The sequence below is a fragment of the Sulfuriferula multivorans genome (assembly GCF_003851125.1).
Lineage (GTDB): Bacteria > Pseudomonadota > Gammaproteobacteria > Burkholderiales > Sulfuriferulaceae > Sulfuriferula > Sulfuriferula multivorans.
On the sequence record NZ_BGOW01000003.1, the window covers coordinates 101,553 to 117,449 of the forward strand.

Genomic DNA, 15,897 nt, shown 5'->3' on the forward strand with positions numbered 1-15,897 from the left:
TGAGTGGCCCACGTCTGATTACCAATGCGCCTCTAGCCCGGTCTTCCAGTCATCCACGAACTGCTGAATTGAGTCGATGAAGTCCTGATCCTGTCCGGTACGGTTGATGGTGAGATGAATCACGGTATGCTGCGGGTTAGGTAGGTGCCCGGTGGTCACGGTCCATTGCAGGGCATTGGGACAACCGGGCAACGAAAAGCGCACGCCATGACTCAAATCCTCGCGGTGCGTATGGAACGTCCCCCACACGCAATAGATTTCACCGCTCGACTTCGCGTCGCTCAGCACCTTTTCGACAGACGCACACCAGTGCGGCAGTTCGCTGATCGTCAGACGGCGCTGCAGATCAGCAGCCGAGGCGGGAATAATAGTCGTGGCAAAGAATTCCATGCGTAAATATTAATCGGAAACCGGGTGGCGCGCACGTGCCCGTCCCAGTCGTTTGCAAGGAAAGCGGGTGGGAATAAATATCTCGCAAAAATGACAGCAATGTGATGTCGGGCAGGATTCCGAGGGCGGAAATATCCCGCAACGCTCTGAAGTACGGGGTGTGGAAGCATAAACAATGCTATTTTCAATAGCTCAAACCACCCGCTTGGCCTACTAAAGCGGGACATATCAATCGCATCGTCAATAATGACGAGATTAGCTCACCGAAATCGGCACAATATGGCTGTCGATAAGTTTTACATTCTCGCCCGGGTACTGGCGCCGGTATGCTGCGACTCTATCCATATTGCTTCTTCCAGCGTCATCAAGCGGGGTACGGCAAAAGTCATATCGTGCCGCATTACGTCAGTCCCGGACTGCACCGGCACGGTGGAAGGATGATTAAAACTGGGGGCGTCAATGCGTCCGGATTCGATGTCGAATACAATCATGATGCACCTCCATAGTGAAACTGCTCATGCCTGATATGCTGCCTGGCACCCAAAATTACAAGCAATATTTACGCCCGATTAATACCATGTCTATCCCTGCCGCCTATCTGGGCGTAATCCTGATCTGGTCTACCACCCCGCTGGCTATCCAATGGAGCGGGGTGGGGGCGGACTTCATGTTTCCGTTATTGGTGCGCATGCTCATCGGCCTGGTGGCGTGCCTGGTTCTGATGCGCGTGCTGCGCATCAGCATGGTGCGCTCGCGTGCCGCACTCAATGCCTATGTGGCTGCCGGTACCGGCATTTTTGGGGCAATGTTGCTGGTGTACTGGGGTGCGCGCTATGTACCGTCCGGTCTGATTGCCGTGTTGTTTGGCCTGATTCCGTTATTTACCGGGCTGATCGGCATGGTAATAAACGACGCGGAACGCCTGACCCCGGCCAAACTGGCGGGTATTGTGCTGGGGCTGGCCGGGCTGGTCGTCATTTTTGGCGCAGGTGCAAAAATAGGTGCGCAGGCGCTGCCCGGGATTGCGGCCATCCTGTGTGCGGTGGCGATACAGGCTGCCAGCCTGGTATGGGTCAAGCGTACCGGTGTTGCGCTACCTGTGCTGGCGCTGACCACGGGCGCACTGACTTTGGTGGTGGGACTGCTGCTGCCGCTGTGGCTGGTGCTGTTCGGACAGGTGCCGCAGTGGAGCATGCGTGCCGGGCTGTCCACGCTTTACCTGGGGATTTTCGGCTCGGTGGCGGGGTTTACCTTGTATTTTTACGTCACCAAACATCTGCAAGCCGGTCAGGTCGCGCTGATTACCCTGATTACGCCGGTAAGCGCGCTGCTGCTCGGGCAGACGCTCAACGGCGAACGCCCCGGTGCCGACGTATGGCTCGGCACCGTGCTGATTCTGCTCGGACTGGGCATGCATCAATGGCGTTTGTTGGTGCGTATGGCCAGATAAGTGCAACAGTTTTTATTCACGACGTTTTAACTGTTCTAAAGCGAAGGCCTCATACAACCGCATAAAGGGGAGCAAACATGGGACTGTTTGACGAAGCACTGAATATGGTCAAGGGTCAGATGGTCGGTGGAGAAGAGAGCCAGAGTGGCTTGATGAGCGTAGTGTTGGGATTGGTCAACAATCAGCAATCCGGTGGACTGGCCGGCCTGATTTCGCAACTCTCTCAAGGCGGGCTGGGCAGCGCCGTGTCCTCATGGGTCGGTACCGGTGAAAACCAGCCGGTTTCCGGCGAAGCCATTCAGCAGGCGCTGGGCAGCAGCAAGATTCAGGAACTCGCCGCGCAGGCCGGCGTCTCGCCAGACGCCCTGTCCTCAGGGCTGGCGCAAATGCTGCCCGGCGTTGTCGACAAGCTCACGCCCAATGGTAAGGTACCATCGGGCGATCTGGTAGAACAGGGCATGGCATTGCTCAAAGGCAAGCTGTTCGGGTGAGATTGGGTAGTACAATTAAAAGCCGCGACGTTGTTGCGGCTTTTTTTATGCCCGCTGAACAGGCTATCATGCACAATTGCCCGAAAAAGGACAGCAATGAGCCTCATCATCAATCCCAATGCGCCACCCGTTCCGCCGCAGGAAAAACGCGTTACCCTGAAGACCCGATCCGGCGAGATGGTGAGCGCGGACCTTACCCTGCAAGACGATAAAGGCCGCCAGAGCGCGGCCGAGTATATCCATCACCTGTTCCGGTCGATCCGCGAAAAGCTGGGCGAAGTGGTCATCACACAAGTGACGGAAAGCGCCGATCCCGACGACGTGGCCGAAAACAAGCGTCGCATTCTCTACATCGCCGCGTTTCACGATTCCATGTTCGGCACCTTCAACCGCGTCACCAAGCTGCCTGAGGAGGAACGTAACGAGTTCGTCGAAATCTTCCTGCTGGCGGTCGCCACGCTGATGCCGGGACGCAATATCCTGGTGGATTTAGGCAAGGGCACGATTAGCGACGGCGCAGGGCTCAGCTGAACTTTTAACCGAACCAATTTTTACGATAGCGATTCCATGCATCTGCACATTCTGGGTATCTGCGGCACCTTCATGGGCGGCATTGCCGCCATTGCCCGCGCCGCCGGGCACACTGTTACCGGCTGCGACACCAACGTCTATCCGCCCATGTCCGACCAGTTGCGCGCACTGGGCATAGAACTGATCGAAGGATTCGATCCCGCCCAGCTTGATCTCAAACCCGACGTATTCGTCATCGGCAATGTGGTCACGCGCGGCAACCCCTTGATGGAAGCGATACTCGATCGCGGGCTGGCATACATTTCCGGCCCGCAATGGCTGGCGGAAAACGTGCTGCACGGCAAATGGGTGCTGGCCGTCGCGGGTACCCACGGCAAAACCACCACCACCTCCATGCTGGCGTGGATACTGGAAGACGCCGGCCTGACACCGGGCTTTCTGGTAGGCGGCATCCCGCAGAATTTCGGCATCTCTGCACGCCTGACCGAATCGCCATTTTTCGTGATCGAGGCGGACGAATACGACACCGCATTTTTCGACAAGCGTTCCAAGTTCGTCCACTATCGCCCGCGCACCGCGATCCTCAACAACCTGGAATTCGATCACGCCGACATCTTTCCCGACCTGCCCGCCATCGAGACCCAGTTCCACCACCTGGTGCGCACCGTACCGGGACAGGGACGGATCATCGCCAATGGCAGCGAAGACAGCCTGCGCCGCGTCATTGCGCGCGGCTGCTGGACCCCGCTGGAATGGCTGGGCGTGGCGGACGGCTGGACTGCCAGCGGCGGCGAGGCCAGCTTCGACGTGCAATTCAACGGCAAGCCGCAAGGCCGGGTGGAATGGGGACTGATGGGGGCGCATAACGTACACAATGCCCTGGCCGCCATTGCCGCCGCCCGCCACGCCGGTGTTTCCACACAAGTCGCGTGCGAGGCGCTGGGACGCTTCGAAAACGTCAAGCGCCGCATGGAAGTCCGCGGCACCATCAATGGCATTACCGTGTATGACGACTTTGCTCACCACCCCACCGCCATCGCCACCACGGTAGGCGGCCTGCGCCGCAAGGTGGGCGCGGCGCGCATTCTCGCTGTACTGGAACCGCGCTCCAACACCATGAAGCTGGGCGCGATGAAAGACGCCTTGCCCGCCAGCCTGAAGGATGCAGACAAGGTGTTCTGCTACGCCGCCAATCTGGGCTGGGACGCCGATACAGTGTTTGCTCAGATGGGGGATACCGCCCGGGTACACAACAATCTCGATGCTCTGGTTGCAGCTATAGTCAGCGAGGCGCGGCCTGGCGACCAGGTGCTGGTAATGAGTAACGGCGGGTTTGGCGGCATCCATGAAAAGCTGCTGGAGCGTTTGGCCACGCGATAACGGCCTTGTCTCTGTAACCTGCCGGAAACGATGCCCACTCCATCGGCTTCAAGTTCGACGGCCAAAAACCGATATAGCATTTAATGGCGTTGCCCCGAGAAACAGAAAAATCCGCAGGTATCGAGGAGGGATGGGGTATGGGAAAGTTTATATCTGGTAAAGCCTGGCTACTCGCCTGCCTGCTGACACTATGGCCCATTCTGGGTGTTGCGCAGGGAAACACGCTGGTTGTGGGTATATTGCCCACGCTGAGTCCGCGTGTCCTGCTCAATAACTATCAGCCGGTTCGTATCTATCTCCAGCAGACGTTAAAACGCCCGGTTGAATTGGTGACTGCAACGGATTTCACGGCTTTCCACAAAAGCACGATGGCGGGCGAATATGACATCGTGGTGACCGCCGCACACTTGGGACGGCTTGCACAAATCGAGAGCGGTTATATCCCGCTGGCAACGTATAAAGCAGCGAATCGGGCCATACTATTGACCTCCCTAACTGCCCCGCTCAAATCCATTCGGGATTTGCACGGCCGTACAGTTGCCACTCTGGATCGCTTTGCGCTGATTACCGGTCAAGCCTTGGCCTGGCTGGAAGAGCAGGGGATACGCGAGGGGTCGGATTTCCGTCTGCTGGAAACACCCAGCCATAACAGCTCGGGCTATTCAGTATTGAGTGGAGAAAGCGCCCTGGCCATCATCTCCCCAGCGGGCTGGAAACAGATGCCGGCGAATATCAAGGAGGGGCTCCAGGTTTATACCCGTCTCCCGGAGATACCGGGTCTCATGTGGCTGGCAAATCCACGTCTGGCGCGCGAAGTCCCGCAGCTCAAATCAGCGCTGCTGGCTTTTTCTCCAGCCCTGCCCGAAGGCAAGCAGTTCTTCGAAGTGACCGGTTATCTGGGCATGCGTGAAATCACGCCCGAGGAGATGAAGTCTCTCGATCCCTACACCCGCTATCTTCAGCAACATCTGGACCACTAGCCTTGTCTTTGAATATGCCGCGCGGCCTGTCGCTGCGTTCCAAGCTGGTCATACTCTCACTGATCGTGGAAGTGGTGATGCTGACCCTGCTGGTGGTCAACAGCGTACGCCTGAGCCAGGACAGCCTGCTCAACCAGGCACAAGTACGCTACACGGAACTCAATACCCTGTTCAATGCAGCCCTCGCTGCACCGCTGGCTCAACGGGATTACGCCACCCTGCATGAGATTCTTGCCGAAAGCGAGCACCAGGACGGGATCGTTTACGCCGTACTGGTAGACAATTCGGGACTTATCGTGGCATCTTCGGGCTGGGAAAAAGGCCGGGCATTGCCAACATCCATGGCGGCAACGAAGTTTAGCCATGCCCGCACAGATCAGTTCGATACCAGCACGCAAATCATGCTCGCCGGGCAAAAATACGGCACTCTATACTATGGCGTCTCAACGCGGTTTCTATCCGAAGCACGCTCCCACCTGGTTCAACAAAGCATATTGATTGCGGGGGTGGAAATCCTTTTGTCTACCTTGCTGCTGGCTGGCCTCGGATACTGGCTGACGCGTCACCTTGCCAGTTTGACCCGCGCTTCCGATGCCTTTGCGCAAGGACAGCTGGAAATCCGCCTGCCGATGCGCAGCAATGATGAGGTCGGCGCGCTGACCCATGCCTTCAACTCCATGGCGGATGCCATTGCCGGACAGATTGGGGCGCTGACGGCAAGCACGGCCCAACTGCATGAAGAGCAGGCACGCCTGATCGCATTACTGCACGCCATGAAACTGGGCATTCTATTTGCCGATACGGACAACCGCATCATCTATTACAACCCGGCGTTTCAGCATATCTGGCGTCTGCCCCCGGACCTGTCCTTGCATGGCAAGTCGCCTGCCGAGGCGATCGCCCAGACTGGCTGCATGCTGGCCGATCCAAACCAGCTCGTCAGCCTGATGACGGCATCGGCCGATTCCCCCGAAGAGCACCCTGCCACGGAAATTCGTTTGTCGGATGGTCGATTGCTTACCCGGCTCAGCCACCCGGTGTATGACGCAACAAAGAAATTTATCGGCCATTTATGGATGTTCGAGGATGTCACTCAGGAGCAGCAAACCGCGCAGCAGCTCGTCTATCTCGCAGAACGTGACTCGCTCACCGGCTTGTTCAACCGCCACCGCCTGCATGAAGAAATGGAAAAACTGCTTGCTGAAGCCGAACGCACAGGTACCCAGGGGGCATTACTATTCTTCGATCTGGATGAATTCAAGTACATTAACGATACCTTCGGACACTATGCGGGCGACGCCACGCTGATCCGTATTGCCACGGAGCTTTCCACCCTGATCCGTCGCAATGAAGTCCTCGCCCGGCTGGGAGGTGATGAATTCGCGCTGCTGATTCCGCAGATTTCCGATCTGAAACAGGCTGAAGATCTGGCGGAACGTGTCGTGCAGGCCATTGCCCGGCTCCCGCTCATTTTCGAAGAACAGCATCTGCACGTCACGATCAGTCTGGGAATTGCGCTCTATCCGCAACATGGCACCACCATCGAGGGGCTGATCGCCCATGCCGACACCGCCATGTACCAGGCCAAGGCGTGCGGCAAGAACACCTGGCAGGTGTACCGTCCCGAGCTGGATATGGGCAAGGAAATGGTGGCCCGCCTCACCTGGAATGAGCGGCTATCGCATGCATTCGAAAAAAACCTGTTCCGGCTGCATTTTCAGGGCGTGTATCACACCGCCGATCGTACCCTGTCGCACCTCGAGGCGCTGGTACGCATGATTGACGAGGAAAAGCCCGGCGAGCTGGTCATGCCGGCACTATTCATCCCCATCGCCGAAAAATCCGGCAAGATTCTCGAACTGGATCGTTGGGTCATTAACGAAGCGGTCACCGTCCTGGCACGTCACCTCAAGCTGCGCGCCCTGGCAATCAATCTGTCCGGACGCTCCCTGGCAGACCCGTCATTGCCCGGCTATATTCAGGACACCCTCGTCCGGCATGGCGTCGATCCGCGCCGTTTGCTGATAGAGATCACCGAGACCTCGGCAATTGGTGACCTGCTTGACGCGGGCCGTTTCATCGAGGCACTGCATCTGACTGGTTGTGCGACCTGCCTGGACGACTTCGGCACCGGCTTCTCGTCGTTTGCCTACCTCAAATACCTGAAGGTGGATACGCTGAAAATCGACGGTCTGTTCATTCGCGACCTGCCCAACGACCCTGACAATCAGTTGTTCGTTAAATCCATTGCCGACGTGGCCAGAGGAATGGGCAAGATCACCGTAGCCGAGTTCGTGGAGGACGAGGCCACCCTCGAATTGCTGAACCGGTTCGGGGTCGACCTCGTGCAGGGCTATTTCCTCGACCGCCCGATTGCCGATCACCCCGCGCTGCGAGGTGAAGCACCCATGGAAAAGTCGGCTTGAACCGCGCAATTCAGTACGTCTTGTAGGGCAAAAATTTCCCGTTCAGCACAATCTTGACGCGGTCACCCTTGGGGTCGACCTCGCGCTGGATATCCATGCTGAAATCAATCGCGCTCATGATGCCGTCGCCGAATTCCTCGTGGATTAGCGCCTTGATGCTGGTGCCATAAACATTGATCAATTCATAAAAGCGATAGATCAGCGGGTCGGTAGGGATGGCCGTGGGCAGCGAACCTTTGTAGGGCACGATTTGCAGCGCGTCCACGGCTTCCGGCGGCAGGCTGAGCAGCTTGCCGATGATGCCGGCCTGCTTCTTGTCCAGGGTCATTTGCCCCATCAGCGCGGCGGTTGTCCATTCCTTGCTCAAACCGATTTTTTTGGCGATATCCACCCATTTCAGGCCTTTTTTGAGCTTGGCGGCGAGGATCAATTCGGTGACTTCGGTGCGTTGCATGGTTTCTCCTTATCGGGTTGTCGAATCATTACACCAGGTGCATGGCGGGCTGTTTTTGCGCAGGCGGCGGTTTGGCTATGCCCTGATCATCCATTTCTTCGCCCGGCCTGACTTCGGGCGGGTGGCGTGGGTCGCTGTCTGCGGCGGGCGCCTGCGCCATCTCGCGCGAGCGGCTCACCAGGAAATCCACCAGGTGGTTGCGGATGCGGTAGTACTGCGGATCCTTGTGCACGTCATTGCGCGTACGGTTGCGCGACAGCGTATTCACCACGATCTCGGCGATGCGGGCGCGCGGACCGTTGGTCATCAGGATGATCCGGTCGGACAACAGCATGGCTTCGTCCACATCGTGCGTAATCATGAACACGGTTTGCCCGGTGGCGGCGCAGATTTTTAACAACTCATCCTGAATCACGCCGCGGGTCAGTGCATCGAGCGCGCCGAAGGGCTCATCCAGCAGCAGCATTTTAGGCTGGATGGAAAAAGCGCGCGCAATACCGACGCGTTGCTTCATGCCGCCGGAGAGTTCGGATGGCTTTTTGTGCTCGGCACCGGTCAAGCCCACCAGGTCGATGAACTGCTGGCAGTGGCTGCGCACTTTGTCTTTTCGCCAGTCCGGCCAGCGCGACTTGACGGCGAATTCGATATTTTTCATCACCGACAGCCATGGCATCAACGCGTGGCCCTGGAACACCACACCGCGATCCAGGCTGGGGCCGGCTACCTCGCGTCCATCCATGATCACCACGCCGGCGCTGGGCTCATCCAGTCCGGCCAGCACGTTGAGAATGGTGGATTTGCCACAGCCTGAGTGGCCGATAATGCAGACGAATTCGCCCTTGCCGATACTGAAATGTACATTCTCGAACACCACCAGCGGCGCCTGGCCACGGCTGCCCGGATAGATCCGGCTCAAGGCTTCAACTTTCAAAAAATCGGTTTGCATGGTTTCGCCATCCTCAATCGTTATACGCCACCAGCCGCGACAGGCCGGCGAATACCAGGTCCAGCAGCATGCCGACCACGCCGATCATGAGGATGGCAAAGATGACATTGGTGAGGCTCAGGTTGTTCCACTCGTTCCACACGAAGTAGCCGATGCCGGTGCCGCCCACCAGCATTTCCGCCGCCACGATCACCAGCCAGGCGATCCCCATGGAAATGCGCATGCCGGTGAGGATGGTAGGCGCGGCGGCGGGCAGCACCACCCGAAACGCTTTGCGCAGCGCAGACACCTCCAGCGTTTTGGCGACATTGAGCCAGTCGCGCCTGACCGATGCCACGCCGTAGGCAGTGTTGATCAGCATCGGCCACAGCGAGCAGATGAAAATTACGAAAATCGCTGAAGCGGACGAGTCCTTGATGGTATAGAGCGCCAGCGGCATCCATGCCAGCGGCGAAATCGGCTTGAGCAACTGAATGTACGGGTTGAGTGCACGCTGCATCAACGGTGACATGCCCACCACAAAACCCAGCGGAATGGCCACCAGTGCGGCCAGCGCAAACCCTGCCAGCACGCGCGCCAGCGAATAGGCGAGCTGGATGCCGATGCCTTTGTCATTGGGGCCATGGTCATAGAACGGATCCGACAGCCTTTCGCGCAGGGTATGGCCCAATTCAGCCGGTGTCGGCATCCCCGAATTCTTCACTGCAGCGCCCCCCATCAGCGCCGCGTATTCCGGGTCGACAGCGGCTGTATCCGCTGCCTGCGGCAAGGTGGCCAGATACCATCCCAGCAGCACGGCGCTTAGCAGCAGCACGGATACAATCAGCGCCTTGAAATTCAGCGACTTGATCATGATCATGCCCGGCTGATCTTGAACGACTTCAGATATTGCTCGGGTTTGGCCGGGTCGAACACCTTGCCCATGATGGTGTACTTGGCGTAGTTGCCGGCAGGGGCAGGCAGACCCATCTCTTTCAGACGCTTGCGCGCATCGGTGGCAAGAAACACATTTTCCGCCACTCCCTGGTAGTTGACTTCGCCTTTGAGATAACCCCAGCGCTTGAGTTGGGTCAGCATCCACACCGCCATGGACGGCCACGGGAACGGATCGAAATCGACCCGGTCGGGCACGTTGCGCACCTTGCCCAAACCGTCGGCAAAACGTCCGGTCATTACCTGTTCCAGCACCGGGATGGGCTGGTTGAGGTAATTCGCCGGGGCGATGGCCTTGATGATATCGGCGCGGTTTTCCGGCTTGTGGGCATAGTCGGTGGCGCTGGCAATGGCGCGAAACAACGCCGCAAAAGTATTGGGGTGGGCCTTGGCGAAGCCCTCTGAAATGCCGAAGGCGCAACACGGATGGCCGTCCCAGATGTCGCGTGACAGGGTATGGATGAAGCCCACCTCCTCGTACACCGCGCGCTGGTTGAAAGGCTCCGGCCCGAGGAAACCATCGATGTTGCCGGCACGCAGGTTGGCCACCATGTCCGGCGGCGCCATGATGCGCAGTTCCACGTCCCGGTCCGGATCCAGGCCATGCTCAGCCAGAAAATAACGCAGCAGCAGATTGTGGATCGAGTAGTCGAACGGCAGGCCAAATTTGAAGCCTTTCCACTGCTTGGGGTCGAGCTTGTCCTTGTGTTTGACATGCAGGGTGATGGCCTGGCCGTTGATGTTCTCGATCGCCGCCACATCCATCGGCTGTGCCTGCGAGCCCAGCCCCAGGCTGATGGCGAGCGGCATCGGAGAGAGCATGTGCGAAGCGTCGTATTCCTTGTTCATTACCTTGTCGCGTACCACAGCCCAGCCCGCTGTCTTGAGCAAGGAAACATTCAAACCCTCGCGCGAGTAGAAGCCCATCGGCCCGGCCATGATGATGGGCGTGGCGCAGGTGATGGGAACAAATCCGATTTTCAGGTCAGTTTTTTCCAGGGGTGCACGGTCTGCAGCCAGCGCCTTGGCGGCAGATAGCGGAAAAAAAGTAGAGACCGCCGCCAGCGCAGTGCCTGCCCCCACCGCGCGAATAAAGTTACGGCGCGTCTCGTCATGCGGAAACAGTGCGCGCATGACTGTGGATTCGACCACCCGGCCGATACGAGCGTCTTCGTCCTGCTGGTGCTCGATCTGGCTGGCATGGCGACCACAACTGCAACCCTGGGCGGAGAGCTGGATATTAGGATCAAACGGATCGTCAAAACCGGACATGGATATCTCCCTGATGTTATTGATTGATGTTGGCGGTGGTGGGTAAAAGCAACGTCCGGCTCAGCTAGCCGGAAAACCTTCTTCTATCGGTAGCGCCGGATCGCGTGACCACTCGTTCCACGAACCGAAGTAAATTTTCACGTCATGCACGCCCGCCTCTTTCAAGGCCAGGAAAGTATTGGAAGCGCGCGCCCCCTTGAAGCAATAAACGTAGACCCTGGAGTGCGGGTGGATACCGACGGTCTGGCATTCCGCCAGTACTTCATCGCGTGCCTTGAATACGATTCCTTCATCTACCGGTTTCATCAGCCGGTACCATTCCAGCCAGCGCGCGCCGGGGATGCGGCCCTTGCGCGGACAAAAATCCGGACCGTAAGGCGAGGAGCTGGTAGCGATCCATTCGTCCACATCACGCACGTCTAGCTTGATCACCGACGGATCATTCAGTGCAGCCAGCATTTCATCCTTGTCCACCATTACAGCACCCGGCTCACAGGCAAGCGGGAATTGGGCGGGGGTTGGCAGGGTAGGCTCAGTGGTGGTTGGCAAGCCAGCGCTGACCCAGGCCTGATACCCGCCATGCAGTACCCTAGCCTTGGGGTAACCCAGATATTTGAGCAAAAAATACCCCCGGCAGGATTGTCCAAAACCGGTGTTCATGGTGTCTTCGTAGACCACGGCGGTTTCCTTGCCGGACAGGCCCACCGCGCCAAATGCTTCGGCGAACTTATGTTGCATGGCCTCCAGGCCTTCGTGGTCGGAGGTGGCGAGATAGGTAAAAATCTCGCGCAGATTAATTGCGCCCGGAATATGTCCGCTGGCGTAGGCGCCCGGATCACGCGTGTCGATCACCACGATAGGCTCGGCAGTCATTGCCTGTTGGAGTTGCGCTGGTTCGATCAAAACTTGGCCGCTCATGCTGATCCCCTTTCTGTTGATTCAGTGGTGAATCAACTTGAGCAGCAAACGTGCCAGCTTCACAAATCGTCTTTCCAGGCCCTGCTGCGCCAATTGTTAAAAACGCCCGCACAATATGTGCGCGATTTTTGCTTACATTGTGTAGACAAATTGTTATTTCCAGAGGAAGCGCGTCCATGTCTAAAGCTCAGTCCACCCATCGCCCCCTACCGGAAATCCTGGTGGATGAAGAATTGCTGGTGATGCGCGAGGCCTCCGCACTAATGGGTAAAAGCCCGGACCAGAACTATGTCATCCGAGAGATTCTGCATTTGTTGTCCGAATTGCTCGGCTTGAATCGTGGACGTGTGGTTTTGCCTGATATCGATAGTGGAGAGTTGTATATCGCCCACGCCTACGGTTTATCCGCCAAAGAGATGAAACGCGGCCGTTTCCAGCCTGGTGAAGGGATCACCGGGCGCGTGATGCAGAGCGGACAAATGATGATTATCCAGGACGTGGATAACGAACCGGCATTCCTGTTTCGCAGCGTGGAACGCGAGCATCTGCCGCACGAAACGGTGTCGTTCATTGCCATGCCGGTGGAGCAGGGTGGCCAGGTACTGGGGGTGCTGGGCGTGCACCGGCTACGGGACCGTCCACGGCCGCTGGCGCGCGATCTGCAAATACTGAAAATTGTCGCCACGCTGATCGCACAGGTAATCATGCTCAACCGTTATATCCAGGAACGCACCGCGCGCCTGGAGTCAGAAAATCGCGAACTCAAATGGGCGCTGAACAAGAATCCGTCGAGCCTGGGCGCATTTGGCATTGTGGGCGAATCGATGCCGCTACGGCGTGCATTAAAACAGGTGGAGCAGGTGGCGCAAACCGATGCGACAGTTCTGCTGCTGGGGGAATCCGGCACCGGAAAGGAGCTGTTTGCGCGTGCCTTGCACCTATCCAGTGCACGCCGCGACTATCCGTTCATCAAGGTGAACTGTGGCGCGATACCGGAAAATCTGTTCGAGTCCGAGCTGTTTGGCTACGAGAAAGGCGCGTTTACCGGCGCCACCAGCAGCCGCCCCGGCTATTTCGAGCAAGCCAACGGTGGCAGCCTGTTCCTTGATGAGATTGGCGACATGCCGCTGGCGATGCAGGTCAAATTGCTGCGCGTATTGCAGGAGAACACCATTCAGCGCGTTGGCGCGCGCCGCGAAACCACGATCAATGTTCGTATCGTCGCCGCCACCAATCAGGATTTGCAGCAGCTGGTAAGCCGCGGAAAATTTCGGCTGGATCTGTTTTATCGAGTCAATGTGATCCCGGTGCGGCTACCCGCTCTGCAGGAGCGTCCGGAGGACATCCGCCATCTGGTGCGCTATTACTTGAACCAGATCAACCAAAGCTACCAGCGCAATGTGAATATTGCGCCGGAGGCACTGGAGCGGCTGGCCGCTTATAGTTGGCCAGGCAATGTGCGGCAATTGTGCAACGTGCTGGAACGGCTGGCGCTGCTCTCCGAGAACCGGCTGATCGGCGCAGCGGAGGTGGCTGCGGTCATTGCAGCTGAATCGGCCGGTGAACACCTGGCGTTGCCAGTTACCGCGCCGGTATCCGCAATCCCGGACAGTTTGCGGCCCTACCATGCAGTGCAGTCCGGTGAACGTGACAGCATCGTGCAGGCACTGGCGCAATGCAACGGCAACAAATCGCGTGCCGCGCAGCGAATCGGCATGACTTTGCGCCAGCTGAATTATCGGATCCAGCGCCTGGAAATTGCCTGACCGGCATGCGGGAAAGCTGTCGCGCAAATTGTTAACAATCTGTGCACCACCGTGACCGCTTCAATTTCCCATATTGTAAAAATAATATTTGAAATCATTGCATTAGTTTACGCATACTGCCCTGGCATGGCGCTTGCATTGATGTCGGTGTGCCCTACAGGCCGCCACTATTCATTGAATGCGAGGAGGAATAAACCATGCCCGAAGTTGCCGCTCTGAAAATGACTACCACGCTGACCCCGATTGATAAAAACGGGCTCGATGCGCTGGCGCAAAAAGGCAAAGCCAATCCAAACAATGTGGTCACGCTGAAAACGAAAACGGTGTGCGAGAGCAAATTCCGCAACCTCAATTTCGTGCGCGACCTGCCCGCCCATGTGATTGATGAACCGCCCAACCTGCTGGGTGATGACACCGCGCCCAATCCCTCCGAAGCGGCGCTGGCCACGTTGGGCTCTTGCCTGTCGGTAGGTCTGCACGCCAATGCGGTGGCACGCGGCATCACGCTTACAAAAATCGAGCTGGAGCTGGAAGGCGATATCAACGTCACGGCGGTGTGGGGCGTGGGCGACACATCACCGGACAAAACGCTGGGCTTGACCGATATTCGCGTCAAGGTGCATCTGGAAGGCGATGCCAGCGACGCGGAGCTGCAAGCGCTCGTCGCCCATGCCAATCAATGGTCTCCCGTAGCCAACACCCTGCGCAATCCGGTAAACGTGGCAGTGGCCCTGGCCTGATAGCACGATTGAAAAAGCACATCACCACGGCAGTCAGGTGGCGACTAAGGAGCTGAGATGCAAATAGAAATGATGGAGTACGCGCATGAAGCCGGTACGGATGAATCTCTCCCCGGTATTACTGCGCTGATCCGCGACCATCTTTGCCCACACGTGCTGGATATTGATCTCAAGGGTGAATATCCGGGCGAATTTTTGCACAGGCTCGGCGCTATCGGCGGCTTTGGTGCGCTTGTTGCGCCCCAGTTCGGCGGCACTGGTAGGGGTTTGAAAAACGCGGTTAGGGTCATCGAGGACGTATCGCGCGAATGCGTTGCCACCGGCTTTTTGGTATGGGCGCAGAATGCCTGTGCCTGGTACCTGCAAAACAGCAGCAATATTGCGATTCGTAACGGCGTATTGCCGCAAATCGCCAGGGGCGACGTGTTGGGAGGCACGGGCCAGTCGAATGCAATGAAATCCTGCGTTGCCATCGAGGAAAACCGTCTTCAGGCAGTGCGCGTGAACGGCGGCTATTGCGTGAATGGCACGCTGCCGTGGGTATCCAACATCGGCGTGGATCACTATTTCCATGTCGGCATAGCCGTGGCAGGCGAGCCGGGGCTGATGATCGCCCTGGTGCGCGGCGACTACCCCGGTCTGACCCTCAACCAGAATGCGCATTTTATTGCGATGGAAGGCACCAACACGTTTGCCTGCCAGTTCAAGAATGTATTCATCGCCGACGCCGTCGTGGTATCGCACCCGAATGAATTCGAGCGCTTTCGCGCGCGCACCAAATCCGCCTTTATCCTGATGCAGATGGGCATGGGGCTGGGATTGGTGGATGCCTGCGTGGCCATGATGAAGCGTTCCAACAAAACCCACGGCCACGTAAACCGTTTCCTCGATGACCAGGCCGAGGATATCGAAGCGGCGTTGCTTGGCGCACGCGCAGCCTGCTATCGTCTGGCGGACGAAATCGACGCCTCGCCCGACACCAGCCAGGAGCGCGACACCATCGCCATGCGTCTGCTGGGCAGCGAGCTGTCGCTCAAGGCAGCCAACTCTGCCATGCTGCATCTCGGTGCCAAGGGTTATCTGGTGAGCAACGCCGCGCAGCGACGCGTGCGCGAAGCCTACTTTGTCGCCATCGTCACGCCGGCCATCAAGCATTTACGCAAGGAATTGCACGACATCGACAGCGGCAACCACGCATGCAGCGTATAGACGCAACACAT

General features: G+C 57.9%; 16 protein-coding genes. 9 read left to right on the plus strand and 7 right to left on the minus strand.

The genetic code is table 11. From position 1 onward, the window contains the following. Positions 1-18 precede the first annotated feature (18 nt). Together EI185_RS03070 and EI185_RS03075 are read right to left on the minus strand one after the other, a co-directional pair. Positions 19-390: a hypothetical protein gene (locus EI185_RS03070; RefSeq protein WP_124703655.1), complete on the minus strand. Its 372-nt coding sequence runs from the start codon at positions 388-390 to the stop codon at positions 19-21. A gap of 296 nt (positions 391-686) precedes the next feature. Continuing rightward, on the minus strand, positions 687-881 hold the full coding sequence (locus EI185_RS03075; protein WP_124703656.1) for a hypothetical protein: 195 nt from the start codon (positions 879-881) through the stop codon (positions 687-689). Positions 882-967: 86 nt separating this feature from the next. On the opposite strand from EI185_RS03075, the gene EI185_RS03080 reads away from it, so the two are divergent. The 6 genes from EI185_RS03080 to EI185_RS03105 all read left to right on the plus strand — a co-directional run bounded on the left by EI185_RS03080 (position 968) and on the right by EI185_RS03105 (position 7,648). After that, positions 968-1,840 (plus strand): DMT family transporter, encoded by an 873-nt coding sequence (locus EI185_RS03080; protein ID WP_124703657.1) that lies wholly within the window; start codon positions 968-970, stop codon positions 1,838-1,840. A gap of 77 nt (positions 1,841-1,917) precedes the next feature. Beyond that, a complete protein-coding gene (locus EI185_RS03085) occupies positions 1,918-2,331 on the plus strand; it encodes a YidB family protein (RefSeq protein ID WP_124703658.1) in 414 nt (137 codons plus the stop codon). A 96-nt stretch (positions 2,332-2,427) separates the two neighbouring features. Then, on the plus strand, positions 2,428-2,862 hold the full coding sequence (locus tag EI185_RS03090) for a hypothetical protein (RefSeq protein WP_124703659.1): 435 nt from the start codon (positions 2,428-2,430) through the stop codon (positions 2,860-2,862). A 36-nt stretch (positions 2,863-2,898) separates the two neighbouring features. Continuing rightward, positions 2,899-4,242, plus strand: a complete 1,344-nt coding sequence (gene mpl / locus EI185_RS03095; RefSeq protein WP_124703660.1) for a UDP-N-acetylmuramate:L-alanyl-gamma-D-glutamyl-meso-diaminopimelate ligase — start codon at positions 2,899-2,901, stop codon at positions 4,240-4,242. A 137-nt stretch (positions 4,243-4,379) separates the two neighbouring features. Beyond that, the gene (locus EI185_RS03100; RefSeq protein ID WP_189836258.1) at positions 4,380-5,222 is read left to right on the plus strand and encodes a phosphate/phosphite/phosphonate ABC transporter substrate-binding protein; all 843 of its coding nucleotides are present in this window, start codon (positions 4,380-4,382) and stop codon (positions 5,220-5,222) included. A gap of 2 nt (positions 5,223-5,224) precedes the next feature. Then, complete coding sequence (locus tag EI185_RS03105; RefSeq protein WP_223247639.1) at positions 5,225-7,648, plus strand: EAL domain-containing protein; 2,424 nt, start codon at positions 5,225-5,227, stop codon at positions 7,646-7,648. 10 nt (positions 7,649-7,658) lie between these two features. On the opposite strand, the gene cynS is transcribed toward EI185_RS03105, so the two are convergent. From cynS to EI185_RS03130, 5 genes are read right to left on the minus strand one after another with little or no spacing between them, the layout of a single operon-like run. Continuing rightward, entirely contained in the window at positions 7,659-8,102 is a 444-nt protein-coding gene (gene cynS / locus EI185_RS03110) for a cyanase (protein WP_124703662.1), read from the minus strand. Positions 8,103-8,130: 28 nt separating this feature from the next. After that, the gene (locus EI185_RS03115) at positions 8,131-9,048 is read right to left on the minus strand and encodes an ABC transporter ATP-binding protein (protein ID WP_124703663.1); all 918 of its coding nucleotides are present in this window, start codon (positions 9,046-9,048) and stop codon (positions 8,131-8,133) included. A 13-nt stretch (positions 9,049-9,061) separates the two neighbouring features. Next, positions 9,062-9,907 carry a nitrate ABC transporter permease gene (gene ntrB / locus EI185_RS03120; RefSeq protein WP_124703664.1) on the minus strand — a complete coding sequence of 282 codons (846 nt, stop codon included), beginning with the start codon at positions 9,905-9,907 and terminating at the stop codon, positions 9,062-9,064. Continuing rightward, positions 9,904-11,253: a CmpA/NrtA family ABC transporter substrate-binding protein gene (locus EI185_RS03125; protein WP_124703665.1), complete on the minus strand. Its 1,350-nt coding sequence runs from the start codon at positions 11,251-11,253 to the stop codon at positions 9,904-9,906. The genes ntrB and EI185_RS03125 overlap by 4 nt, the downstream gene beginning before the upstream one ends. Before the next feature lie 60 nt (positions 11,254-11,313). Further along, on the minus strand, positions 11,314-12,171 hold the full coding sequence (locus EI185_RS03130; protein WP_124703666.1) for a sulfurtransferase: 858 nt from the start codon (positions 12,169-12,171) through the stop codon (positions 11,314-11,316). A 176-nt stretch (positions 12,172-12,347) separates the two neighbouring features. Here EI185_RS03130 and EI185_RS03135 point away from each other — a divergent pair, with 176 nt between their 5' ends. The 3 genes from EI185_RS03135 to EI185_RS03145 all read left to right on the plus strand — a co-directional run bounded on the left by EI185_RS03135 (position 12,348) and on the right by EI185_RS03145 (position 15,886). Continuing rightward, complete coding sequence (locus EI185_RS03135) at positions 12,348-13,937, plus strand: sigma-54-dependent Fis family transcriptional regulator (protein WP_124703667.1); 1,590 nt, start codon at positions 12,348-12,350, stop codon at positions 13,935-13,937. Positions 13,938-14,134: 197 nt separating this feature from the next. Then, positions 14,135-14,677, plus strand: coding sequence for an OsmC family protein (locus EI185_RS03140; RefSeq protein ID WP_124703668.1), 543 nt, complete (start codon positions 14,135-14,137; stop codon positions 14,675-14,677). A 57-nt stretch (positions 14,678-14,734) separates the two neighbouring features. Then, positions 14,735-15,886 carry an acyl-CoA dehydrogenase family protein gene (locus EI185_RS03145; RefSeq protein ID WP_223247640.1) on the plus strand — a complete coding sequence of 384 codons (1,152 nt, stop codon included), beginning with the start codon at positions 14,735-14,737 and terminating at the stop codon, positions 15,884-15,886. The last annotated feature ends 11 nt before the right edge of the window (positions 15,887-15,897 follow it).

Bases quoted from the DNA above. Each gene is read 5' to 3' on its own strand.
- EI185_RS03085 (WP_124703658.1), top strand. From the start codon at position 1,918: ATGGGACTGTTTGACGAAGCACTGAATATGGTCAAGGGTCAGATGGTC.
- EI185_RS03090 (WP_124703659.1), top strand. From the start codon at position 2,428: ATGAGCCTCATCATCAATCCCAATGCGCCACCCGTTCCGCCGCAGGAA.
- EI185_RS03115 (WP_124703663.1), bottom strand. From the start codon at position 9,048: ATGCAAACCGATTTTTTGAAAGTTGAAGCCTTGAGCCGGATCTATCCG.
- EI185_RS03075 (WP_124703656.1), bottom strand. From the start codon at position 881: ATGATTGTATTCGACATCGAATCCGGACGCATTGACGCCCCCAGTTTT.
- ntrB (WP_124703664.1), bottom strand. From the start codon at position 9,907: ATGATCATGATCAAGTCGCTGAATTTCAAGGCGCTGATTGTATCCGTG.
- cynS (WP_124703662.1), bottom strand. From the start codon at position 8,102: ATGCAACGCACCGAAGTCACCGAATTGATCCTCGCCGCCAAGCTCAAA.
- EI185_RS03135 (WP_124703667.1), top strand. From the start codon at position 12,348: ATGTCTAAAGCTCAGTCCACCCATCGCCCCCTACCGGAAATCCTGGTG.
- EI185_RS03140 (WP_124703668.1), top strand. From the start codon at position 14,135: ATGCCCGAAGTTGCCGCTCTGAAAATGACTACCACGCTGACCCCGATT.
- mpl (WP_124703660.1), top strand. From the start codon at position 2,899: ATGCATCTGCACATTCTGGGTATCTGCGGCACCTTCATGGGCGGCATT.
- EI185_RS03125 (WP_124703665.1), bottom strand. From the start codon at position 11,253: ATGTCCGGTTTTGACGATCCGTTTGATCCTAATATCCAGCTCTCCGCC.
- EI185_RS03130 (WP_124703666.1), bottom strand. From the start codon at position 12,171: ATGAGCGGCCAAGTTTTGATCGAACCAGCGCAACTCCAACAGGCAATG.
- EI185_RS03080 (WP_124703657.1), top strand. From the start codon at position 968: ATGTCTATCCCTGCCGCCTATCTGGGCGTAATCCTGATCTGGTCTACC.
- EI185_RS03070 (WP_124703655.1), bottom strand. From the start codon at position 390: ATGGAATTCTTTGCCACGACTATTATTCCCGCCTCGGCTGCTGATCTG.
- EI185_RS03100 (WP_189836258.1), top strand. From the start codon at position 4,380: ATGGGAAAGTTTATATCTGGTAAAGCCTGGCTACTCGCCTGCCTGCTG.
- EI185_RS03145 (WP_223247640.1), top strand. From the start codon at position 14,735: ATGCAAATAGAAATGATGGAGTACGCGCATGAAGCCGGTACGGATGAA.